We start from the raw sequence: 22,933 nt of genomic DNA, 5'->3' as shown, positions 1-22,933 counted from the left end.
GTGCCCTCACTCCCGGGTCGGTGACGGCAGGGCAGGCGGGTGAGGGCCCTCAGGCGGGTTCGAGGGTTCCGGTGTGGAGTTCAGCGACGCGGCCGTCGCCCGTCTCGTAGCTCCAGAAGGCGTGGACCGTCAGGGCGTTGAGGTTCATCAGGTGGGTGACCGTCACGCCGGACTTCTCGGCCCAGCCGAGCATGAACAGGCCGGGGGCCACCTCGGCGGTGTGGAGGGTGACGGTCTCCTCGGAACCCTCGGTCGGGCCTTCGAGGGTCTCGTAGTGCAGGGTGGCGCCGTCCGCCGCGTAGGCGTTGCGGAAGACGACCCCGTTGTCCACGCGGAAGACGAAGGTCTTCCCGGCGTAGGTGAGCTCACTCATCGCGTTGTCTCCTTGCCGATGGCGCGCAGCTCTAGAACAGCCCGTTGTCGTGGGGGAGTTCGGCAGGGATCGGGGAGATGACGTCCCAGTGCTCGACGATCTTGCCGCCCTGGACGCGGAAGAGGTCGTAGTAGGCGACGGGGACTCCGAACTCGCCCTCGGACTGGAGCAGGACGAAGTAACCCTCGGCGATGACCTTGTGGACGGTCTTGTAGACGAGGTCCTTGCCCTGCTCGGCCCACTTCGCGGCGGCGGCGCCGAAGCCGTCGAGGCCGTCGGCGGCCTCCGGGTTGTGCTGGTCGTACGTCTCGGTGGAGATGTAGTCGGTGAGCACCGAGTAGTCGGCGCCGACCAGGACCTTCTGCGCGAACTCGGCGACCAGGATTCGGTTGGCCTCGGTCTTCTCGGGCGCAGTGACCTCGGTGGGTCCGTCGGTCTGCGAGCGCCCGGAGGCGGTGTCCTTTACCAGCGGGGTCAGGGCGCCCCAGTGCTCGGCGAGCTTGCCGTCGGCGTCAACGCGGAAGACGTCGAAGGCGACCAGAGGGTCGGGCCCGAAGCCGTGGTACGTGCCGTGCAGGGCGACCAGGTTCGCCGTCGGCGATCACCCGGGCGCCCTCGTAGCTGAAGCCCTCCGGCAGGCCGGCGACCAGCCGGCGCAGGGCCTCGGGACCGTCGGCGGCCAGGGTGCTGTGCTGGGTGTAGTCGGCGGCGACCCAGCGGTCCACCGCGCTCGGGTCCTTGTGGCCGAACAGTTCGCCGGCGGCGGTCAGGACGGTCTTCCTGGCGTTGCTCATGACGGTTCTCCTCGCGAGGGCAGGTCATGGAAGGGGACTGGGGGGTTGGTCGTGGTCAACCGCTGGTCGAGGGCGGAGGTCAGGAATGCGGCTGTTGAGCCCGCGTCCCCCATCTCGTCTGCGCCGTGCGCGGTGTCCAGAAGCAGCGTCGGGTAGGAGCGGACACGCAGGCGGCGCAGCGCGCGGAAGTCGGCGCGGGCCTTTCCCCGGCCAGCCGGGGAGCTGAACGCCGTGGTCACGGCGTCCGCGTCCAGGCCGAGCGCGACAGCTATTTCCCGGTAGACCTCTGCGTCGGACAGACTGCGGCCGTCGACGAACCATGCGCGCTGCATGGCCTCGGCCGCGTCCAGTTCGCTGATGCCGGGCTGGTCGCGCAGCGCGGCCAGCCCCGCCGCCGCGGCGGCGGAGTCGAGCACGGTCGTTCCTTGCGACAGGGCACGGTCGTAGCCCGTGCCGAAGGCGACCCCGGTCAGTCGCGTGATGGTGCCGCGTTCGGCCGACAGGTGCGGATGAGCCGCGATCGGCAGCGCTCGGGTACCGGTGTAGAGGCCGGCCGACACGACGCCGATCCGGATGCGGTGAGCGTTGTCCTCGGCGAAGGCCCGCAGGGTGGGCCCGAAGCCGAAGCACCAGGCGCAGTACGCGTCGAAGGCGTACGTCAGGGAGGCCCGTTCCGTCGAAGGCATCACACGCCTCCTCTCTCACCACTCGCTTGCTGCTTTCCGACATCGGAAGACGCCGGATGGGCTGACAGCTCCACGTTAGGACTGTTGAACAGGGTGAATGAGATACGCTGGCGACTAGTGATGGTCAAAAACCGACACGATGCCGACCGGGGGATCCCGGAGATCTCCTTCGCGGCGCCCGCAGGTACCCCGGCCGGCGTCGAAGTGCTGTCCCTCGCCGACCTGGGCCACCGCGTACCAGGCGAGCGGCTCGCCGCCCCCCAGCGCCCGGACTTCCACCACCTGATCGCCCTCACCGGCGGAACTCTCTGGCACACGGTCGACTTCACCGCCTACGCCCTCGAACCCCGCTCATGGCTGTGGGTTCGCCCCGGCCAAGTGCAGCAGTGGGGCGACCTCACCCACGCCGAGGGCACCCTGATCCTGTTCCGCCAGGACTTCCTCGACCCGGCCACCACCGCCGGCGCCCGCACCGAAGACCCGCACGCGCCGGTCCTGCGGCGGCCCCTTCCCGAGGACGCCCAGGCCCTGCGACTGGCCGCTGACCATCTCGCTGCCGAGTTCCAGGCCCTCGGACGCCTGCCTCTGGATATCCACACCGCGGCCCTGCGTCATCTGCTGGCCGTGCTCGTCCTGCGCCTGGCCCACCTCACCACGCCTGCCGGCAGCCCCGCCCCCGAACCCGACGCCACCTACCTGCGCTTGCGTGATGCGGTGGAAAAGGACTTCGCCCGCACCCGCCGGGTCGAGGATTACGCCGAAGCGCTCGGCTACTCCGCTCGCACCCTCGCGCGCGCCACCCTCGCCGCAGCCGGCCTGGGCGCCAAGGAGTTCATCGACCGGCGCGTCGTCCTCGAAGCCAAGCGCCTCCTGGCCCACAGCGATCAAAGTGCCGCCCGAATCGCCGACCGCCTCGGCTTCTCCAGCGCCACCCACTTCAACAAGTACTTCCACCAGCGCACAGGCCAGACTCCGATCGCCTTCCGCGACACGGTCCGCGGGCACGGAGCGAGGTGAGACTCGTCCACCCGAGAGGCCGAAGAGGTCTGCGGTGACGCTGGGCGGCAGTGCGGTGACGGCCTCGATCATGGCGGCTGCCTCGACGACGCTCATCATCGGCAGCGGCGTGGCTGCTGTTCGTACTTGTCTGCCGTCGGGAGCCCCATGGTGCAGCCGTGCTCCCAGCGACCCGTGGGAGCACTTTCGGCCATTGATCTGACTCCCCGTCAGTTCTCGGTGTTCTCCCCTCACCCCCACAGGCGAGGCGGCAACAGTGAGGCTCCGGCCCCGGACCAGGGCCTGCGAGCCGCAGTCTGCCGTCCCCTCATGCCTGAGGAAGCCATGACCCCCACCCCTCACCTCGCCGAACTCGGCGCCCGCGTCGAGCGTCCCGCCCACTTTCAGCCCGTCGAACGTTCGTTTCTCCCGCACGCCGGGGCCGCGACGGTGGACATTGTGGTTCCGGTCTACAACGAGGAACGCGCCCTGCCCGGCTGCCTGCGTACGCTCCACACTCGCCTGTCCCAGGGTTTCCCTTTTCCCTGGCGGATCACGGTCGCTGACAACGCCAGCACCGACGCCACCCTGGCCACCGCCCGGCGCCTTGCGGACGAACTGCCGGGCGTGGGTGTCGTCCACCTGGACCGTAAGGGCCGGGGGCTCGCGCTGCGTACGGTCTGGGGGGCCAGCGAGGCGGACATCGTGGCGTACATGGACGTGGATCTGTCCACCGGCCTGGACGGGCTGCTCCCGCTGATCGCCCCACTGGCCAGCGGCCATTCGGACCTGGCGATCGGCTCGCGGCTGGCCGCCGGTGCGCGTACGGTGCGTGGGCCGCGCCGTGAGTTCGTCTCCCGCTGCTACAACGGCGTCATCCGGCTCACGCACGGGGTCCGGTTCACCGACGCCCAGTGCGGATTCAAGGCGGCCCGTACGGAAGTGCTCCGGCCGTTGCTGGAAGTGACCCGCGACGACGCGTGGTTCTTCGACACCGAACTGCTTCTGCTCGCCGAGCACAACGGACTGCGCGTCCATGAGGTCCCGGTGGACTGGGTCGAGGACGTCGACACCCGGGTGGATGTGGTGAGCACCGCCACCGACGACCTGCGCGGTCTGTGGCGCATGGCGCGGCTCAAGGCGTCCGGGGATGCCCGGGTCGCGGTGGTGCCCCGTCCCGAACCGGCCGCCGAACACCCCGACGCCGTCCTCGCACCCGCGACGGGACGCGGTGTGCTGTCGTGGGAGGTCGGCTGTTTCGTCGCCATCGGTGTCGTCTCCACGGTCGGACAGGCGCTGCTGTACTGGCTGTTGCGCGGCTGGTGGACGCCCCCAGTCGCCAACCTGATCTCGTTGTTCGTCCTCACCGTCCTCAATACCGAGGCCAACCGACGCCTCACCTTCCGGCACTCCGCCGCCCCGCCCGCACGTGCGCATCTCGGTGCCGGGGGGCTGTTCGTTCTCGGCTATGCGGTCACGTCCGCGGCGGTGCTGTGGTTCAAGCACCTCGACCCCGGTGCCTCACCGGCCGCGGAGACAGCGGTCCTCACCACGGCTTCCGTCGCGGTGACCTGCGTCCGTTTCGCCGTGCTGCGACTGGCTGTCTTCGCCGACCCCCGTAGCCGTATCCGTTGATGAGAGCGAATCCCGACATGAGTAACCACGCGCACATCAGGCCCGCACCGGCCGCGTCGGCACACGACGGGAGGCGCACGAGTACGGGTACGTCCGTCCGGGCGCTGCCCGCCTGGGCGCTGCCCGCCTGGGCCGCGCCCGTGGCCCTCGGCGCCGTCCTTGTTCTGGCGGGCGTCCTGTACGGCTGGGCCCTGGGCTCCCTTGGCTGGGGCAACAGTTACTACTCGGCGGCCGTGAAGTCGATGGGGAAGAGCTGGACGAATTTCCTCTTCGGCTCGTTCGACCCGGCGGGCGTGATCACGGTCGACAAGCCGCCGGCCGCGTTGTGGCCGCAGGTGGTCAGCAGCAAGATCTTCGGGTTGCACGGCTGGGCGCTGATCCTGCCGCAACTCCTCGAAGGCGTGGCCGGAGTGTTGGTGCTGCACCGCACCGTGCGCCGCTGGGCAGGGGAGGGGGCGGCGCTGGTCGCGGCTTTGGTGCTCACGCTGACGCCGATCACCGTGGCCATCAACCGGGACAACAACCCGGACACGCTGCTGGTGCTGTTGCTGGTGTCGGCGGCGTACGCGCTCACCCGTGCGTTGCAGGCCGAGGGCCGGGCTGCGACCTGGTGGTTGTGTGCGAGCGGGTTTTTGATCGGGTGCGGGTTCCTCACCAAAATGCTCGCCGCCTGGATGGTCGTTCCCGCGTTCGCCGTCGCCTGGCTCGTGGGAGGAAGCGGCGCCTGGATACCGCGAGTTGGGCGTCTGCTGGGCGCGGGGGCCATCCTGGCGGCGTCCTCCCTGTGGTGGGTCGCCATGGTCGCCCTGTGGCCGGGCGAGCGACCGTACATCGGCGGCAGCAAGGACGGCACTGCCTGGGATCTGGTGATCGGCTACAACGGGCTGGGGCGGGTCTTCGGCTCCAGCGACGGAACGCCCCAGGGGATGGGCGGCGGGTCAGGCGGTGGATTCGCCGGTGGATTCGGCGGGCAACCAGGCCTGAGCCGTTTGTTCGAGGCGCAAGTGGGCGGTCAGATCAGCTGGTTGCTGCCGGTCTGCGTGCTGGCTCTGATCGTCGCCGTCGTCTGCGCGGTGCTGCGTCGGCGCGGCAGGCTGTCCGACGCCGGGGTGCTGCCGGCCTCCGGCTGGTTGCTGTGGGGGACCTGGCTGGTGGTCTGCGCGGCCGTGTTCTCGACCCAGAAGGGCATCTTCCACCCGTACTACACCACCCAACTGGCCCCGGCGATCGCCGCGTTGTGCGGCGGGCTGATGGCCGCCCTCATCCGCGTCCACCGCGCCGGCCTGCGCTGGGCACCTCAGGTGGGCGCCACCGCGGTCGTGGTGAGCGTGGCCTGGGCCGCGGTGCTCATTCGCCGCGAACCCGACTGGAACGGCTGGCTGGTGTGGCCCGTGCTGCTGGCCGGCTGCGCCGCCGTCGCCCTCTTGGTGCTGTCACGACGCCGCGGTCGACTGCTGACGGTTGCCGGTTGCGCCGCGGTCGCATCGGTTCTGCTGGCTCCGGGAGCGTGGGCGGTGACCGTACCCGGCTCGACCAACATGGGGGGCTCCAACCCGACGGCCGGTCCGCTGACGCTCGGATTCGGCGGTGGCGGTGGCATGCCCCGGCAGGGTGAGAACAGCGGGGACCTTCCCTCGGGCATGCCGTCCGGGATGCCGTCGAACATGCCGGGCCTCCCCGGCGGTGGCGCCTCTTCGGAACAGACCGGTGAGCCTTCGACCGGCGGAATGCCTTCCGGTGTGCCCACAGGGGGAGCGAACGGTATGCCCAGCGCACCCGGGGGATCGGGTTCGAACGACCGCGGCACACCGTCCTTCCCGGAGGCCGGCTCGGGCGGGGCCCCTGCTGGGCGCGGAGGCTTCGGCGATGCGGGTCTCACCGCCGACCAGCGCAAGATTCTCCAGTACGCCGTGAAGGGGGCACCCGACGCACGCATCAAGCTCGCCGTCGAGGGCGGCGCCATGTCCGCCAGCACCTTCATCCTGGGCACCGACGAGACCGTCATCGGCATGGGCGGCTTCACCAACAGCGACAACGCGCCGTCGGTGGCCCAGCTGGAGAAGTGGACCAAGAGCGGCGAACTACGCTACATCCTGGGCTCCGACACGAACGGCGGCGGCGTGCCGGCCCAGTCCGGCGGATACACCCAGCAGCGTTCCGACTGGATCGCGGCCCACTGCACGAAGGTTCCGGCGTCGGCATACGGCGGCACCTCCGACACGTCGGCACAGAACAACGGTGGCGGTGCGATGGGTTTTGGAGGAAGCAACGTGCTCTACGACTGTGCCGTCAAGTAGCCGTCGCCCAAGCGACGTCGCGACACGGCAGAACGGACCGGTAGACGCATGACCGAGCAGCCCACAGCCGCACGGCCGCGACGTCGACTCCTCGTGGTCGAGGACGAGCCCAGCATTCGCACCCTGTTGGAGGCAACGCTTCGCCTGACCGGATACGAGGTGCGCAGCGCGGACACCGGACAGGCGGCCCTGATGGAGGTCGAACGCCTGGAGCCGCATCTCGTCGTGCTCGACGTGATGCTGCCCGATCTGGACGGCTTCGAGGTGACCCGCAGGCTGCGGGCGGCGGGAAACGACTGTCCGGTCCTGTTTCTGACCGCCCGCACCGGCACCGACGACCGCATCACCGGCCTCAGTCTCGGCGGGGACGACTACGTGGCCAAGCCGTTCAGCATCGAGGAGGTACTGCTGCGCATCGAGGCCATTCTGCGCCGCACGGCGCCCGCCGCCGAATGGCAGCCGGTGGAGAGCGTTCTGCGCTATGCCGACATCGAACTCGACGAGGGCGCCCACGAGGTGCACCGCGCAGGGCAGTACATCGCCCTGTCGCCAACCGAGTTCAAGCTTCTGGCCTACCTCCTGTCGAACGCGGGCCAGGTGGTGAGCAAGGTCCAGATCCTCGACCACGTCTGGAGCTACGACTTCGCGGGCGACTCACGGATCATCGAAACGTACGTGAGGTATTTGCGCAGGAAGATCGATTGCTTCGCCCCGCCGCTGATCCACACCGTCCGCGGTGTCGGCTACTGCCTGCGACTTCCCCGCGACCACGCAGGGACGTCGGACGAGTGACCCGGTTCCTGCCCCGACCGCCCAAGTCGGTGCGACGGCGCCTCATCCTCGGCGCCACTCTGCTCGCCACCGCGGCAGTCCTGACCTCCCAGGCGATCGGCTATGCAGTGCTTCGCTCCTGGCTGCTGGACCGGGTCGACGAGCAGCTCGTCGAGTTCCATCCACCGGCCCCCGCCTACGACGACGCACTCAAGGACAAGCTCCCGGACCCGGGAGAACGACAGGACGTTCTTCCCTCGGACTTCCACATCTACTTCTACGACTCCTCCGGGCGCCGTCTCCACAATGCCCTGGGCTCCGAGGCCAGACCCGGACCCCGGTTGGCCGATCATTCGGAGAACCTCGGGCTGCGGGACGGGCACCCCGAAACCGTGCCCGCCGTCAGCGGTGACGGCCGCTGGCGGGTACTGCTCAACCCCGGCCCGGATGACATGAGCGCGGTGGTCGCCCTTCCGCTCGACGCCGTCGACGGCGCCACATCGAAGCTCCTGTGGCTGAACGCCGTGCTGCTCGCGGTGACGATCCTCGCCCTGATCGCCCTGGGGCGTTGGGTGGTCAGGCTGGGACTCCTGCCCCTGACCAGAATGGAACGCACCGCGCAGGACATCACTGCGGGCCGGCTCGAACTGCGGTTGCCCGACACCGACCCGCGCACCGAGATCGGACGACTCGGACGGGTCCTGAACTCCATGCTCGACCGCCTGCAGAAGGCATTGTTGGCCCGAGAGACTTCGGAAGCCCGCCTTCGCCGGTTCGTCGCCGACGCCGGGCACGAACTGCGCACTCCGCTCACCGCCATCCAGGGCTACGCCCAACTTGGCCTCCGCCCCGAACCGCGCTCGGGCCTCGAACGGAACGAGGCCAACCGGTTCATCGCACAGAACGCCGAACGCATGCGCCTGCTCGTCGACGATCTTCAGTTGCTCGCGACTCTGGACAAAGAACCTTCCTACCGCAGGGAGCCGGTCGACCTGCTGTCCCTCGCGGCGGACGCCGTCAGTGCTGCCGCCGCCCACAGTGAGTCCCACCCCTTCGCCCTCGGCCCGCTGCGCACCCCGGCGGATCCCACCGGGGCTGAGGAACTCGACGTCGCCGAGACCGTGGGTGACCCGCACCGATTGCGTCAGATCCTGGAGAACCTGCTCTCCAACGCCGGTATCCACACCCCGCCGGGCACCCGCGTCCACGTCCGGGTCGGCACGACACAGGCGGCTCCCGGCACCGGCGGCGTCGACCGCCCCGGGCGCACCTCGGTGTCAGCGTCCCTGCCCGAGGGATACCCGGTCGCGGTGATCGAGGTGGCGGACGAGGGACCGGGCCTCGAACCCGTCGACGCCGAGCACGTCTTCGAGCGTTTCTACCGGGCCGACCCCGCCCGCTCCCGTGCCCACGGCGGCAGCGGACTCGGCCTGGCCATCGCCGCGGCCATCGCGGAGGGCCACGGCGGCCGACTCGAACTCGACACCACCCCGGGCCGGGGCTGCACCTTCCGCCTGGTCCTGCCCGCGGCCGACTCCGGCTGATCCCGTGCGTACGAGTACGCGGTCATCAGGGACCAGCTCGGCGGCGACCGAAAGTATGGACAGCGGTCTTCCCTGACTGCGCCGTTGAGGCGATCTCCCGCTCCAGCGACGACCAGCTCTTCGGTCGGCCGAGCGCGCTCGTTCCCTCTCCCAGCAGCCTGGCTGACACGGACTACAAGGTCGCGCTGTCCCAGACTGCGGCAAGGGCGGTTTCCTGCGCCGAAAGGGCCGTTGTCGATTCTTCCACCCAGATGGTCTTGCCCGTCTGGTGATAACGGCTTCCCCACCGTTTGGAGAGCTGCGCCACCAGAAACAGCCCACGCCCACCCTCGTCGCCGGCCCGCGCACGCCGTAGCCGGGGCTGGGTGTTGCTGCTGTCCGTGACCTCGCACACCAATGTTGCGTCGTCGTGGAACAGGCGCAGGCCGACGGTGCCGCGGGCATAGCGAATCGCGTTGGTGACCAGCTCACTGACGATCAGTTCGGTGGTGAAGGCCATGTGGTCGAGTTCCCAAGCGGCAAGCTGCCTGGCGACGGCCCTGCGCGCGTCGGCCACTGCGGCGGGATCGTCGGGAAAGGTCCAGTCGGCAATGGCGGACGCGGGGATCCTCCGGGTGCGGGCCAGGAGAAGCGCCATGTCGTCACGGGACGGCGTCTCGGTGAGCTCGGCTACCACGGCGTGACCGATGTCCGTCAACGTTTCGTCGTGGCGGCACAGCGACGAAAGACTGTCGAGAAGTTCCCGGATACCTTGGTCGGCATCGTCGAACCGGGCATGGACGAGGCCGTCGGTGTAGAGGGCCAGTGTGCCGCCGGGTTCCAGATCGACCGTGGTCTCCTCGAAAGGCATGCCGCCTACTCCGAGCGGTGGCCCCGGGGAGACGGTGATCAGACGTCCTGCCCCGTCGGGCCGGATCTCCGCAGGGGGTGGGTGCCCCGCGGAAGCCAGGGAACAGGTGCCTGTGACCGGGTCGTACAGCGCGTACAGGCAGGTGGCGCCGATGGTGTCCTTGAGATGAGGAGCGGCCTCGTCAGCGAGTTGCTGGACGAGATCGTCGAGATGGCTGAGGAGCTCTCCGGGTGCGAACTCCAGGTCGGCCAGAGTGTGGATCGCGGTCCGCAGGCGACCCATGGTGGCAGCCGCGTGCAGTCCGTGCCCGATGACGTCACCTACGACGAACGCGACCCGCAGCGACGGCAGGGGGATGACGTCGAACCAGTCGCCGCTGATGTCCGCCCCTCCGCCCGCGGGTATGTAGTGACCGGCTGACTCCGCCACCGTGGTCCGCGTGACAGCCCTGGGGAGCAAACGCTGTTGCAACGCGACCGCGGCCCGATGCTCACGGGTGTAGCGGCGGGCGTTGTCCAGGCTCAGCGCGGCGCGTGCGGCGATGTCGAACAAGAGGTCCGTGTCCTCCTGCTGAAACGGCTCGGGCCGCTCGGTCCGCCACACTCCGACGACGCCCAGAAAATGACCACGCGCAAACAGCGGGGCGACGACTGCCGAGTGCCCTTTCGCGGGCAGCATCGATCGGATCAGTTCCGGGTCGTCGAGGAGGTCCGCCATCTCCTGCCGCGTAGCACTGAAGACCGTGTCGCCGTGCAGGGCGGCCCGGTGCACATGGGCAGTGTCCGGGAGGTTCGGGATCACGCCGCCCACGGGGATGAGCTCGGCGGGCCAGGGGCCGACGGACGATGCCACCGCCACCCGGCGCAGGGACCTCGGACCGCCGGGAAGGAGCCCCTTGGGCGTCTCGTCGCCTTCGAGTACGGAATCGACGATCTCCACCGTGGCCATATCGCCGAGGGCCGGTACGAGCACGCTCGCCATGTCCTGGGCCGTCCGGGTCACGTCCAGCGAAGCTCCGATCCTGTCCGACGCCTGATGACTCACCTCGGTACGGCGCCGGGCCCGCCACTGTTCTGTGTTGTCGATGAAGAGCGCGGCTACCCCGGTCGGCCGGGCGTGCCCGTCTTCCAGGCGGAATGCGGACACGGAGAAGGAACGCTCCTGCTTCGATGCGTCCCGCGCACGCATCCGTTGTTCCCCCGAGACCTGCGCCACCCCGGTCTCCAGTACCCGACGCAACCGCGTCTCGGCCTCGTTCGCGTCCTCTGTGGAGATCACGTCTGCCAGGTGATCGCCCGCGTGCAGGTGGGGCCACCCGTCCATCCCCGGGGTGCCATTGGTGCGAGCGACCGTCAGTCCGGTGTCGAAGAGGACGATCCCCAGCTGCTCCTGGGTGAGCAGGGCATGCAGGAAGGCCGAGCTCTGTTCCCACATCCCCGCCTCCGATGCCGGCGTCACTATGAGGGCGACCTCGGAGGAGCCGTCCAGAGGCACTTGGGCGACAGTCAGTTCGACCGGTCCTCTGGAGCCGTGCCGGAACAGAGTCGTGCCGTGGCTTGTGAAGGGGAGAGCACCCGCCGCCACTGAGCGGGTTGGTTGGGAGGGATCTTCGAGCAGGGTCGTAATCGGCCGCCCGCAAACCTCCGCGACCGTATACCCCAGCAGCTCAGCGGCGGTACCAGAGCACCGCCGCACGACTCCCGCGCGGTCGAGCAGAATGACGCCCGTCTCGCCGGTCGCGCCCCGCTCACTCAGGTTCGCCATGGGCCACCTCACCTGCGGCGGACGCCGCGGTTTCCCTTCAAGTATGTATCGGTGGCCGCGAGGCCCGCCAACGAACGGCACCTGCGCCCTGTACATCAAGGGACACACGAGGTCGACCACGCTGTCGATGCGTGGCGCGCAGCAGCTGCAGCGGGACGGCCGCAGGTGCCCGCAGTGCGAAGCGGATGTCATGCGACCAGGCCGACGTACTGCTCCGCGCCCCAAGATTGCTCGATGTCTCGTTTTACGAAACAGTGGTCTCGATAGAGAGGACAGGAGCATGTTTTGGGGGTATCGTCATCGCTCGCACCAGCAGTCTGAGCGGGCACTGTGGGCGCAACGCCGCTCCCCGGGCGTCTGCAGCCGGCCGCGCTCCCCATACCTCGGCGTGGAGATATCCCATGCAAGAAGGCTTCTACCTGCAGCCATCGCAGGAAAACCCAGGACCGAAACATTCATCCGGCGGGCACAGCGTTCCGCGCAAGAAGTGGCACCTGGAGACCAGATATCTAGCCCCCAACATCGCACTCCTCGCGGTTGAAATAATTTTCGGTACGTCCGGGAATCTGTCAGATATCCGCATCTTCGGTACATCGGGCATTCCCTTGGGGATCCTCCTGTGTCTGACCCAGATGGCGCTCCTCCTGGCAACTATGCATCGCCTGGACAGAAGAAGTAGACGCGAGGGCACGACATGGTGAACGGTCTGGATTTCTTTCTGGCGGCAGACACTCGAGAAAATTCTCCCATCATAGTCGTCTTTCTATTGTTCATCGCGATAGTCCTCTTCCTTTCGGTCTTTTCTGGCCTCGAATCGGATACTCCGAAGGAATTCTATGTCGGAGACGGCAAGCACTCTCCCCTGGTGGGCGGTCTGGCGATAGCGGGCAGTTTCGTGTCGGCACCGTTGCTGCTGAATAGCACCGCGATGGTGGCAACATTCGGATTCGACGGAATGATGGATGCCACGAACGTCCTTCTGTCCTTCGGACTGCTCATCGTGCTGGCCAGGCCTATTCGGCTGCGCAACGCCCAGACTCTCGGAGACATATTCTCGGTTCAGGCCCCGGGGGCTGCACCACGAATTGCTGCGGCCGTGACCACCCTGGCCATAGCCGGCCCGTTTCTGGTCGTGCAGCTCATCGCCGCGGGCAGAGTGACTGCGGACCTGCTCGGGTTCTCGGGTACGGGAGCGCAGCAGGTCTGCACTGTGGTCATCGGTGGTTTGATGGTCACCTGTGTAATGCTGAGCGGTATCAAAGGGATCACGGCGGTGCAGGTCCTTGCAGCAGTCGTGGTTCTGCTGGCCATGGCTGTGACTGCTCTCGCGGTCGTCGCCAAGTTCCACGGGAACCTCGGGTCCCTCCTTGTGCAGGCGGACTCCGGCAGCGCCAAGCCCGGTAGCTATTTCAGCTCGGGCACGATGAATGGGACGGGAACGGCGGCGCATCTCAATTTGGTTGGGGAGCGATTCATCCTCATCTTGGGGAGCGCATGTATGCCGCATGTCATAGTCAGAATCCACGGTGCAAAAGATCCTGCTGCCGCGCGACGCTCAGTCAAGTACGCGACGTTTCTCATCGCCCTGTTGTCCTTGGCCATCGTCATTGTCGGCATGGGTGCTTCCGCCCTGGTGGGTACAGGAAAGATCTCGTCCGGGAACGGAGAGGGCGACGGCGCCCTGATGCTCCTGGCGCACAACTTGGACGGTGGACGGACACTGTTCGCCGCAGTCGCCTGCGCGGTTTTTCTCAGTGTGCTCGCCGTCGTCGGTGGAAGTACAGTCGCTGCGGCCGGTGCGATAGCCAAGGATATCTACCGCACTGTCGAAAGAGGCGACGAAGCGCATTCCGGGAGAGAAATACTGGCAGCTCGCGGCAGCGTCTTCCTCTTCGGTACCGCTGGAATTATGATCGCCGTGATGTGGCAGAGCCACTCTGCGGTATTTCTGGGTGCCGTCAGTGCCGCGATAGCCGCATCTGCCGTGGCTCCAGCTCTTCTGTACAGCTTCTACTGGAAGGGTTACAACCGCACTGGACTGCTGTGGACACTGTATGGAGGGACAAGTCTCACGGTGTTCCTCTATACGATGTCACCCTCATTTTCCGGAGTCCCCGCGGCACTCTTCCCTGGTGTCGACTTCACGCGGTTCGACCAGATCGGCCCGGCCCTCATCTCCGTCCCCGGCACCTTTCTCCTGGGATGGGCTTCCAGCATGGCTGGACGCCGGCGTAGTGCCGGTCACTCGGAGGCAGCGCCCATGCAGCCTGTTTCCTGAATGGCAGGTCCATCACCTCGCCCGAGCGGGAGCTGCGAGGGTCGGGGTGGTCTCACCGTCGGGGTGGTCTCACCCTCCGACGAGGGTCAGGCGGTCACTGATTTTCTGGGCCGTGACCAGCACCTTCTGAGCCAGTGCCGCCTCCGCTTCGGGAAACACCCTGGAGGCGAGCGCGGCGACGCTCACGGCGGCGACCACCTTCTGCTCAGCGTCACGGATCGGTGCCGCCACGCCCGTCACATCGGGGTCGAATTCACCGCGGGTGACGGAATACCCGGCGCGACGGATGTGCGTGAGCCGGTCCATGAGAGTGTCCACGTCGGTGAGCGTGGCCGGTGTGAAACGCCTCAGTTCGGCCGCCTCCAGCAGTCGGCGCGCCTCGTCCTGCGGGATCCAGGCCAGCAGGACGAGCGCGGAGGCGCCGGCGTTGAGAGGGAGCGTGCTGCCACGCTCGTAGGAGATGCGTACCGCCCGTGTGGCGACCTCTGCACGGTCGACGCAGACGACCAGTTCCCCGGTACGACGGGTCAACAGCACCGTCTCGCACACGTCCTCGGACAGTTCGGTCATCGCCGGAACGGCGATGTCGGAGAGTCCGTAGCTGCGTCGTGCCAGCCGGCCGATCTCCAGGACGCGCAGCCCGAGCCGGAAGCCGCCACCCGGCGCCTCATCCAGGAACCTGCTGCTCACCAGTGACTGCAGGTATCGGTAGGCGGTCGAACGAGCGACCCCCAGGCGCTCGGCGACGGCGCTACCGGAAATGACGAGGTGGGTGTCGTCGAACATCATCAGGATGTCCAGGGCCCGGTCGGCCGTGGAGTTGCGTTCGCGATAGCTGGGGGACGCTGATCCTGACATAGGGGACACCCTACAGCGCAGATGTCTCCCGCCGGCCGGAGGTCACAACCGGTCCTTGACGACGGTGTTGCACAGCTCGCCGACTCCCTCGACGAACGTGACCAGCTGCTGCCCGGGGCGCAGGAAGACCTTGGGGTCGCGTCCTGCCCCCACTCCGCCCGGTGTGCCGGTGGCTATCAGATCACCCGGTACGAGCGTGATGATGGTGCTGATGTAGGCGATGATCGCGGCGACGTCGAAGAGCAGGTCGGATGTGTTGGACTTCTGCATGGTGTGGCCGTCCACGCTGCATCCGACAGTCAACCCCGATGCGCCCGGGGGGAGTTGATCCGCAGTCACGAGCGCCGGCCCAACCGGGGTCGTTGCCTCGAACGTCTTCCCGGAGAGGAATTCCCGGGTGCGATGCTGCCAGTCCCGTACGGTCACGTCATTGACGACGGTGTAGCCGCCCACGTAGCCGAGCGCCTCGTCCCGGGTGACGCGCCTGGCTCGCCGCCCGATCACGACACCGAGCTCCGCCTCCCAGTCGAGGTCGTCGCTGACGGACGGCATATGGACGTCGTCGTGGGCACCGACCAAGGACCCGTCGTACTTGGCGAAGAGGGTCGGGTGAGTCGGGGTGGGGCGGCCCATCTCCTTGATGTGCGTGGCGTAGTTCAGGCCGAGGCACACGATTTTGTTGGGGTGCGGGACGACGGGAGCGAAGGACACCCCATCCAGTGGCAGCCGCTTGCCGTCAGCCACTGCGGCGCGGTGGTGCCAGTCCTCTCCGCTCGCCAGCAAGGCTCCGACGTCCTCGTACGGCAGCAGGACCAGTTCATCGCCGTCATGGCGGGCAGCGGCAGTAAGCAGCGCGCCGGAATCGGGAGAGGGCAGGCGGACGGTACTCAGTCTCATGACAGTTCTCCTGAGGGAGGGGATGAAACGGCGGCAAGGACCGGTGCTGCGGTCGAAGTCGCAGGCGTGTCAAGGGGGTTGGGGAGAGGCTGGAGTGCGAAGCGTTCCAGGTGGAGCGTCACGCCTTCGGCGTCCTCGGCGTCGAAGACTGCGGCCACCAGCCGGTCCGGCCTGACCAGGATGAAGCGTTCGGTGAGCCTGCTGAATGCGGCGTGGGCGCCGCCGTCGGCATCGGCGATTCCGATGCGCCCGGAGGTGTCTCTCGGCGCAGGATCATCGAAGGCCAGGTCCACACGGCGGTCCGCGGGCGGACCCGCTTCCTCGACGGTGGCCCAGTCGTCCTCCGAGACACCTGCTCCGAGCAGGCTCCAGCCGGGACCGAGGACCTTGTCGAGCCGAGTGATCCGACGTGCGGTGCCGTGCAGAACCATTGGGAGGGGTAGTGCCGTACCCACCAGCGGATCGGTGCGACCGCGCAGCGACGGGACGACCGCACCGATCCGGACAGGGGCATCCGGGCGGCAGCGCATCTCTCCGAAGCAGCGGTTGCCCCAAGAGGTTCGTAAGGCGGTACGCACGCAAAGATCGCGCAAGCGAGCGCGGGCCGTGCTGGTGGTCATCGCGACGTCGCCGAGTCGGACGGATCGCTCGACCACGGCCTGCAGGGACGGCCTGCGTTCCGTGTCGTAGGTGTCCAGCAGCGGGTCTCCGGCACGCCCTGTCAGCACCTCGGCCACCTTCCAGCACAGGTTGACAGCATCCTGCAGGCCGGAGCTGAGTCCCTGGCCGGCGAAGGGCGGCATCATGTGCGCGGCGTTGCCGAGCAGGAAGCAGCGCCCTTCGCGCAGCCGGTCCGCGAGCAGTGCGTGAGAAGTGGACGCCACGACACGTTCCACTTGGGGGACGCTGATCTCGCGGTACGGGCGCAGCAGTTCACGCACCAGAGTGAACGGCGGAGACGCACCGGGGGCGCACTCGCCGGGCCGCAGCCGGAACTCGTAGCGGCAACGGCCGCCGCCGCCCGGAACCACGACGGCGGGGTGGCGCGGGTTTCTGTGGCGCATGCCGTAGGCCTGGTCGTGGGGGTCGTCGAGAGTGTCAACCACCAGCCAGACGTCGGGACAGCTGCGGCCCTGCATCGGGATGCCCAGAAGTTCACGCACGGAGCTTCGGTCACCGTCGCAGCCCAGGACATACGGCACGTCGAGGGCTGCCGCAGCTTGCCCGCCGGCGGTCGGGCCGAGCCAGGCGCGCACACGGTCGGTGCGCTGCTGCAGGGAGAAGAGGCGGGTGTCGAAGCTGGTCTCGACGGTGGGGAGTTGCGCCAGTGCCGCGAGGAGCACACGTTCCAGGTGGATCGCCTCGTTCACGCCGGCCCGCTGCAAGATGCGCAGGTATTCGTCGTCGGGGGTGACCGCCTCGGCGTCGTCGCCGACGTCCGCGTTCCGCTCGACGAGCAGAACGCGGACACCGGCCGAACCGAGAAGGTGCGCCGCGGTGAGTCCGACGGGACCGGCCCCGACGACGAGGACCTGCGAATGCGCACAGGGATCCCGGAGCCCGCGGCGTCCCGAGGACGCCACCGTCACTGAACCGGCTGGTAGGCGGCGCCACCGTCGGCGAGAAGGCGTTCGGCTTCGGCAAGCACGGTGGCGGGTTCCTGGTCGAGGTCGATGGTCTTGCGGAACGGCTGACGCACGTCGCGCTCGATCCGCAGATACACCTCGTTGCGGTTGCCCTCGGGATCGAAGAAATAGATGCCGATGGCGTTTCCGTGCGTGACCTCCTGCTGCACCTCGATGCCTTCGGCACGGAACCGATGGTGGAAGTCGATGATCGACTCCAGCGAGTCGACCCTCCACGACACCTGGTGGGTCAGCTTGGACCCCGGCGGTGCGGTCCGGCCCCGCTGGAGCACGAACTCGTGGTGCTCCTCGTCGGGCCGCGCGGAGAAGAACACGATGCCGAGCTCCGTGTCCTCGTCGGTCACGGTCAGCCCCATGACACGGGTGTAGAAGTCACGCATCGTCTCCAGGTCGTCCACCCAGAAACCGGTGTGTCCCAGGCCGGTGATAGCCATGGACTTCTCCTTTCAAAACGTAGAACGCGCAATGCAGTAGGCAGGTCAGTTCGCGTCGCTGCGGGCGGCCACAGCCTGATCGAGCGTGGTCTGGTCGGCCCAGTTGCCGTGGAAGCCGAAGGGCACGCGGCTGGGCAGCTTCACCCGGGCCAGAGGGGTGCGTCGCAGGTCGGCGGCATCGTGGACGAGGAGTTCGCTCAGGCCGGTCTCGCGGTTCCACCACAGGGTGAGCAGGTAGCCGTCGTCTTCGGCAAGGGCGCTCTCGCGGGCGACGAAGACCGGCTCGCCGGGGTTGGTGAGGTGGTCCGGTCCCTCGACGACCGTGGTGCTGTCGCGCAGGTGGTCGTGCTTGGCGAGACCGTCGCTCATGGTGTCGTTGGCCAGGTAACGGGTGGTGACGAAATATCCGTAGCGGTGGGGGTGGCCGGTGTAGGCGTCGTTGATCCTCGGGAACTCTCCGGCGACGCCGCCGACCATCTCCTCCGTCGCCCGGCCGGTCGCCAGGTCCACGCGCCAGCGATGGGGGAGCGACGGCGGGAACCAGGAGTGGGACGTCACCGGAGTCTCCAGCCGGTCGGCCGGCGTGCCCAGGCGGGTGATGCGGTGCCCGTCGATGACGACGTGGCCGTCCTCCTCGTAGGCGTTGTAGAAGTGGGTGTTGGCCCACTGACCGCCCACCTCGTGCCAACTGACGGCGTGTGTCCGCCGGTTCATGAGCACGATCTGCACGCCGTGCGGCAGCGACGCCTCGTCCCAGACCACGCCCGGCTCGCCCCGCATGATGTGGTCGAGGCGGAACTGGGCCGGGGTGACGAAGAAGATCGCGTAGGTGTCGCTGACGGCGAAGTCGTGCATCAGCACCGGCACCTTGATGTCGAAGCTGTGGCTGTCGACGACGTGCCCGGTCTTCACGTCCGCCCGGTACCAGGTGATGGTCGGCCCGGTGGCGGCGAAGAAGAGCATGTCGCCGCTGTCGGGGTCGATCTTGTAGTGGGCGGTGCACAGGACGTCGATGCCGCCGCGGAAGTCGTGAGTGCCGTACGTCTCCAGCGTTTCGGGGTGCATCGAGTACGGCAGGCCGCCTTCGAAGTAGACCAGCAGATGGTCGTCGAAGATGCCGACGTTGGTGTTGGCGACGTTCTTCGCGGGTGGAGCACCGTGGGGGAGCGGCGCCGTGCTCCCGCCGTTGGCGAAGCCGCTGTAGACCGCCTCACCCTGCTCGACCTCGAACTTCATGGAGTCCGTCATCACCCAGCGGGTGCGGTAGGCGGCGCGCCCGTCGCGCAGGTAGATCCCGCAGACCATGCCGTCGCCCTCCCACCAGTGGTAGCGGTCGGGATCGCGCGGCGTGAAGCGGGGGTTGGAGGAGATACGGAACAGCGCTCCGGCGAGGTCGCCCGGGATCTCACCGTCCACGTCCAGGTCGTACGCGCTGCTCTCCTCCGTCCAGGGGGTGAACGGGCCTTGCAGGAACTTGTTGCCGGGCGCCCAGCCGGCGGCGTCCTGGGCGAGCCGTGGGGTCGTCGGGTGTGCAGTGGCGCGCGGCGCGATCGTCATGGGATCGGGCAGGGACGGGCCCCGCCGCGAAGGAGGTGTCATCTGGATGCTCCAAGTGCGGGTGAAACGAGGTGGAGTGCCGGGACGACGGAGACCAGGGCGGGGTCAGAAGGGGTAGTCGGGGATCTCACCGCGGACGGTGACCCACTGCTGTTCGGTGAAGGCCTCGAGGTTGGCGACGCTCCCTCCGTGACGGGAGCCGTTGCCGGACTCGCCGACACCGCCGAACGGGACGGTCGCCTCGTCGTTCACGGTCTGGTCGTTGATGTGGACCAGCCCGGTGGGGATACGGTCGGCCAGCGCCAGGCCCTTGGCCACATCCCGGGTCAGGATGCCCAGCGACAGGCCGTACTCGGTGTCGGTGGCCAGCCGGACGGCTTCGTCGAGATTGTGGAAGGGCACGACCGGGGCGACAGGACCGAAGATCTCCTCCGTGTAGGCGCGGGCTTCCAGCGGCACGTCGGCCAGGACCGTCGGCCGGTAGAACAAGCCCTCGTAGGTTCCGCCGGCCGCCAGCCGCGCCCCGGCCGCCACGCTGTCGGTGACGATGGCGTGGGCCGCCTGCAGCTGTCGTTCGTCGATCATCGGGCCCAACGCGACCTGCCCGGTGGCCGGATCCCCGACCGGGGCGGCGTTCGCGTGCTGGGCCAGCAGATGGGCGTACTCCTCGGCGATCGAGGCGTGCACCAGGTGGCGGCTGGAGGCCATGCACACCTGTCCGGCGTGGTGGAACGAGCCGAACGCGCCGGCCGAGACGGCCTTCTCCAGGTCCGCGTCGTCGAGGACGATCAACGCCGAGTTGCCGCCGAGCTCCAGGTGGACACGCTTCAACCGCTGCCCCGCCGCGGTGGCGATCGCCTTTCCGGCCCGCGTGGAACCGGTGAACGCGATGACGGGCACTCGCGGGTGGTCCACCAGCGCGGCGCCGACGTCGGCGCCGCCCGGCAGCATATGCAGCACGCCGGCGGGCAGGCCCGCCTCCTCGAAGACGCGAGCGATGGTGACGCCGCCGCAGATGGCGGTGCGCGGGTCGGGCTTGAGCACGACGGCGTTGCCCAGCGCCAGGGCGGGGGCGACGGCGCGCATGGCCAGCACCATCGGCGCGTTGAACGGGGAGATCACCCCGACCACGCCCACTGGGCGCCGTCGTGCGAACGACAGCCGGTCCTCGATGGACCGCAGCACCTCTCCGTACGGAGAGGCCGCCAGCGCCGCGGCCTCGTAGCACTCCTCGGCCGCGCCGTTCGAGGTCTGGAAGTCGGCGAACGGCCGCAGGGCACCGGACTCCCGCACGATCCATTCCGCGATCTCGGCATGGTGCTCCTCGAACAGGCGCGCCGCCCGCCGCAGCACCCGGGCCCGCTCGACGTACGGCCGCGCCGCCCAGTCGCGCTGAGCCTGAGCCGCACGCACCACGGCCCGCTCCAGGTCGGAGGGCGTGGCGGAGCCGACTCGGCCCAGGGTCTTGCCGGTGGCCGGCTCTGTGGAGTCGTACGTCTCCCCGGCCGCCCTGGTCCATTCCCCCGAGAAGATCCGCTCCTGCCAGTCACTGGCATCCAGAAAGGTCATGTCGTCCCCTTCTCTGCAGGACAAGCTGCTGGTGTCCTGTTATTCCGAACATGTGAGTCAACATCTAGGACACTCTCTTTTCGTCGCGGAAAGTGTCAAGGCTCAGGTTGACTTGAACTGTACGGTACAGTTTAGTTGCTCGTATGGCTACATCACTCGAGCAACAGCCACGCATCAACAAACTTCTGGTCGGCCGTTTCCTCACCGATGTCTTCGGCGCGAGAAACGCTGACGCGGTCACCGACTACGTCGCCCCGGACCTGGTTCAGCACGGCGCCGACGTCCCTGACGGAGCGCAGGCGTTCGCCGAGCTCCTGCGCCGCGAGTTCGACCATGGACCGACCGTGGACCAGAGTGTGGCCGATGCCTTCGAGTCGCGGGACCCGGTGTTCGGCATCGGGGAGAACGACCTGGTCTGTGTCTGCCACTACGTGCCACAACCGGACCCGGACGCCCCCGGCACCACCTTCGACCACTACGCGTTCACCACCTACCGGATCCGCGACGGACGGATAACCGAGCGGTGGCCGTCCCTCAACAAGATCGCCCCACCACGGCTCCCCGCACCGGGTACGCCGACGCGAACGACCACCGTGTCGTCATTGCCTTCGATGGACATCGAGGCCAACAAGCGCCTGGTCGTGGACTTCTACCGCTGCGTCTTCGACGCCCAGAACCCCGATGCGGTGAAGGAGTTCGTTGCCGCCGACTACCTCCAGCACGTGTCCCACTACCCGCCCGGCCGGGCGGGACTGGAGGAGTTCGTGCGCAGCCGATTCCCGAACGGCCCCCTCCCACCGCCCGCCGAGCCCCTCATCCCTCCGGCGCTGATCGTCGCCGAGGGCGACATCGTCGTCGTCGCCGCACTGCTCCCCCAGGCCGAACCCGACGGAAGCGGCGCGCTCTACCCGTACTACATGTACGACGCCTACCGCGTGCGCGGGCAACAGCTCGTCGAGCACTGGAGCGGCATCACCAAGTCCGCCCCGCCCAAGCCTCCCGGCCCTCCGCCGGCCGGCCGGCTCTGACCGGTCGCCGGCTCCCTCGGCCTGTTCGTACTCGAACACGGACATACTCAGAAAGGCTCATCCATGCCGAAGTTGCACGTTGTTGTCGGAAGCACCCGTCCCGGCCGGCTGGGACTACCCATCGGCCAGTGGGCGGCCCAGGCGGCGAAGGAGCACGCGGGCTTCGACGTCGAACTCGCCGACCTCGCCGAGCTCGGCCTCCCGCTCCTCGACGAACCCGGTCATCCGCGTGCGGGTCTGTACGCACACGAGCACACGCGCAGGTGGAGCGCGACGGTGGACGAGGCCGACGCTTTCGTGTTCGTCACGCCCGAATACAACTCCGGCCCTCCTGCCGCGCTGCTGAACGCCCTTTCCTTCCTGTACGGGGAGTGGCTCTACAAGCCTGTCGGATTCGTCAGCTACGGGGGCGTCGCGGCCGGCCTGCGCTCCGTGCAGGTGCTCAAGCAGGTCGCGACGGCGCTCAAGATGATGCCGATTCCCGAGTCCGTGGCCATACCGTTCGTCTTCAAGCACATGGGCGAGGGCGGCTTCCGCACCGACGCACCGCTGGAGGCCGCAGCCACGATGATGCTCGACGAACTGCTGCGCTGGACCGAGGCACTGCGGCCCCTGCGTCTGAATCCGCCGCCGGCCCCCGCCGCGCCGCCGGCGCCGGGGGCCCCCGTGTCGCGGGTCTAGTGCTGTGACCGCATTCGCCGGGTCGGGGTCGTGGCGGTTGGATGTGCGGTGACTCCGATCCGGCCGCTGGAGGCGCGGTGGCCGAGCCCGTCCGTGTGTGGAGACTGGCCGACCAGGAGGGGCGGAAGCTGCAGCAGATCGTGCGCCGGGCCAGCATCAGTTCGGTTCGCTACCGGCGCGCGATGATGCTCCCGGTGCCTGGGGCGGCGTTCGGATCGGCGACCCTACCGAGGCGACTCCAACCGGCCCCGGTTCGAGGGGCGTTCGGGGGCACT

Annotated in this window: 17 protein-coding genes and 2 pseudogenes; 9 read left to right on the top strand and 10 right to left on the bottom strand. The window is 68.3% G+C overall.

The window, feature by feature from the left end:
- Positions 1–49 precede the first annotated feature (49 nt).
- The 3 genes and pseudogenes from M2283_RS34365 to M2283_RS34350 all read right to left on the bottom strand — a co-directional run bounded on the left by M2283_RS34365 (position 50) and on the right by M2283_RS34350 (position 1,853).
- On the bottom strand, positions 50–373 hold the full coding sequence (locus tag M2283_RS34365; RefSeq protein ID WP_280880386.1) for a MoaF-related domain-containing protein: 324 nt from the start codon (positions 371–373) through the stop codon (positions 50–52).
- A gap of 31 nt (positions 374–404) precedes the next feature.
- Positions 405–1,167 (bottom strand): annotated as a pseudogene (locus M2283_RS51715) (nuclear transport factor 2 family protein).
- The gene (locus M2283_RS34350; RefSeq protein ID WP_280880383.1) at positions 1,164–1,853 is read right to left on the bottom strand and encodes a DsbA family protein; all 690 of its coding nucleotides are present in this window, start codon (positions 1,851–1,853) and stop codon (positions 1,164–1,166) included. The pseudogene M2283_RS51715 and the gene M2283_RS34350 overlap by 4 nt, the downstream one beginning before the upstream one ends.
- A gap of 120 nt (positions 1,854–1,973) precedes the next feature.
- Here M2283_RS34350 and M2283_RS34345 point away from each other — a divergent pair, with 120 nt between their 5' ends.
- The 5 genes from M2283_RS34345 (at position 1,974) to M2283_RS34325 (ending at position 9,096) form a co-directional block, all read left to right on the top strand.
- On the top strand, positions 1,974–2,870 hold the full coding sequence (locus M2283_RS34345; protein WP_280880382.1) for a helix-turn-helix transcriptional regulator: 897 nt from the start codon (positions 1,974–1,976) through the stop codon (positions 2,868–2,870).
- Between the two features lie 324 nt (positions 2,871–3,194).
- On the top strand, positions 3,195–4,484 hold the full coding sequence (locus M2283_RS34340) for a glycosyltransferase (protein WP_280880381.1): 1,290 nt from the start codon (positions 3,195–3,197) through the stop codon (positions 4,482–4,484).
- A gap of 17 nt (positions 4,485–4,501) precedes the next feature.
- Positions 4,502–6,781 (top strand): ArnT family glycosyltransferase, encoded by a 2,280-nt coding sequence (locus tag M2283_RS34335; RefSeq protein WP_280880380.1) that lies wholly within the window; start codon positions 4,502–4,504, stop codon positions 6,779–6,781.
- Positions 6,782–6,829: 48 nt separating this feature from the next.
- A complete protein-coding gene (locus M2283_RS34330) occupies positions 6,830–7,573 on the top strand; it encodes a response regulator transcription factor (protein WP_280880379.1) in 744 nt (247 codons plus the stop codon).
- Complete coding sequence (locus M2283_RS34325) at positions 7,570–9,096, top strand: sensor histidine kinase (RefSeq protein WP_280880378.1); 1,527 nt, start codon at positions 7,570–7,572, stop codon at positions 9,094–9,096. The genes M2283_RS34330 and M2283_RS34325 overlap by 4 nt, the downstream gene beginning before the upstream one ends.
- A gap of 172 nt (positions 9,097–9,268) precedes the next feature.
- Here M2283_RS34325 and M2283_RS34320 read toward each other — a convergent pair whose 3' ends face one another.
- On the bottom strand, positions 9,269–11,830 hold the full coding sequence (locus M2283_RS34320; RefSeq protein WP_280880377.1) for a SpoIIE family protein phosphatase: 2,562 nt from the start codon (positions 11,828–11,830) through the stop codon (positions 9,269–9,271).
- Positions 11,831–12,404: 574 nt separating this feature from the next.
- Between M2283_RS34320 and M2283_RS34315 the strand changes: the two genes are divergently transcribed.
- The gene (locus tag M2283_RS34315; RefSeq protein ID WP_280880376.1) at positions 12,405–13,988 is read left to right on the top strand and encodes a sodium:solute symporter family transporter; all 1,584 of its coding nucleotides are present in this window, start codon (positions 12,405–12,407) and stop codon (positions 13,986–13,988) included.
- 69 nt (positions 13,989–14,057) lie between these two features.
- Here the strand turns inward: M2283_RS34315 and M2283_RS34310 are convergent, their stop codons facing one another.
- The 6 genes from M2283_RS34310 to M2283_RS34285 all read right to left on the bottom strand — a co-directional run bounded on the left by M2283_RS34310 (position 14,058) and on the right by M2283_RS34285 (position 20,949).
- A complete protein-coding gene (locus M2283_RS34310; RefSeq protein ID WP_280880375.1) occupies positions 14,058–14,846 on the bottom strand; it encodes an IclR family transcriptional regulator in 789 nt (262 codons plus the stop codon).
- 42 nt (positions 14,847–14,888) lie between these two features.
- The gene (locus tag M2283_RS34305; RefSeq protein ID WP_280880374.1) at positions 14,889–15,743 is read right to left on the bottom strand and encodes a fumarylacetoacetate hydrolase family protein; all 855 of its coding nucleotides are present in this window, start codon (positions 15,741–15,743) and stop codon (positions 14,889–14,891) included.
- The gene (locus M2283_RS34300) at positions 15,740–17,326 is read right to left on the bottom strand and encodes an FAD-dependent monooxygenase (RefSeq protein WP_280880373.1); all 1,587 of its coding nucleotides are present in this window, start codon (positions 17,324–17,326) and stop codon (positions 15,740–15,742) included. The genes M2283_RS34305 and M2283_RS34300 overlap by 4 nt, the downstream gene beginning before the upstream one ends.
- 2 nt (positions 17,327–17,328) lie before the next feature.
- Positions 17,329–17,823: a VOC family protein gene (locus M2283_RS34295; RefSeq protein ID WP_280880372.1), complete on the bottom strand. Its 495-nt coding sequence runs from the start codon at positions 17,821–17,823 to the stop codon at positions 17,329–17,331.
- Between the two features lie 45 nt (positions 17,824–17,868).
- Positions 17,869–19,422 carry a carotenoid oxygenase family protein gene (locus tag M2283_RS34290; protein WP_280880371.1) on the bottom strand — a complete coding sequence of 518 codons (1,554 nt, stop codon included), beginning with the start codon at positions 19,420–19,422 and terminating at the stop codon, positions 17,869–17,871.
- A 63-nt stretch (positions 19,423–19,485) separates the two neighbouring features.
- On the bottom strand, positions 19,486–20,949 hold the full coding sequence (locus tag M2283_RS34285) for a benzaldehyde dehydrogenase (RefSeq protein WP_280880370.1): 1,464 nt from the start codon (positions 20,947–20,949) through the stop codon (positions 19,486–19,488).
- A gap of 143 nt (positions 20,950–21,092) precedes the next feature.
- On the opposite strand from M2283_RS34285, the gene M2283_RS34280 reads away from it, so the two are divergent.
- From M2283_RS34280 to M2283_RS51710, 3 genes and pseudogenes are all read left to right on the top strand, one after another.
- The gene (locus M2283_RS34280) at positions 21,093–21,977 is read left to right on the top strand and encodes a nuclear transport factor 2 family protein (protein WP_280880369.1); all 885 of its coding nucleotides are present in this window, start codon (positions 21,093–21,095) and stop codon (positions 21,975–21,977) included.
- 63 nt (positions 21,978–22,040) lie between these two features.
- Positions 22,041–22,658, top strand: a complete 618-nt coding sequence (locus M2283_RS34275) for an NADPH-dependent FMN reductase (protein WP_280880368.1) — start codon at positions 22,041–22,043, stop codon at positions 22,656–22,658.
- Positions 22,659–22,735: 77 nt separating this feature from the next.
- Positions 22,736–22,849: pseudogene (locus M2283_RS51710) on the top strand (IS630 family transposase); the annotation flags it as partial.
- Positions 22,850–22,933 lie beyond the last annotated feature (84 nt).

It is taken from the genome of Streptomyces pseudovenezuelae (assembly GCF_029892565.1).
GTDB classification, from domain to species: domain Bacteria; phylum Actinomycetota; class Actinomycetes; order Streptomycetales; family Streptomycetaceae; genus Streptomyces; species Streptomyces pseudovenezuelae_A.
Note: the sequence above shows the minus strand (reverse complement) of the source record. Positions and strands in the feature narration are given on the sequence as shown.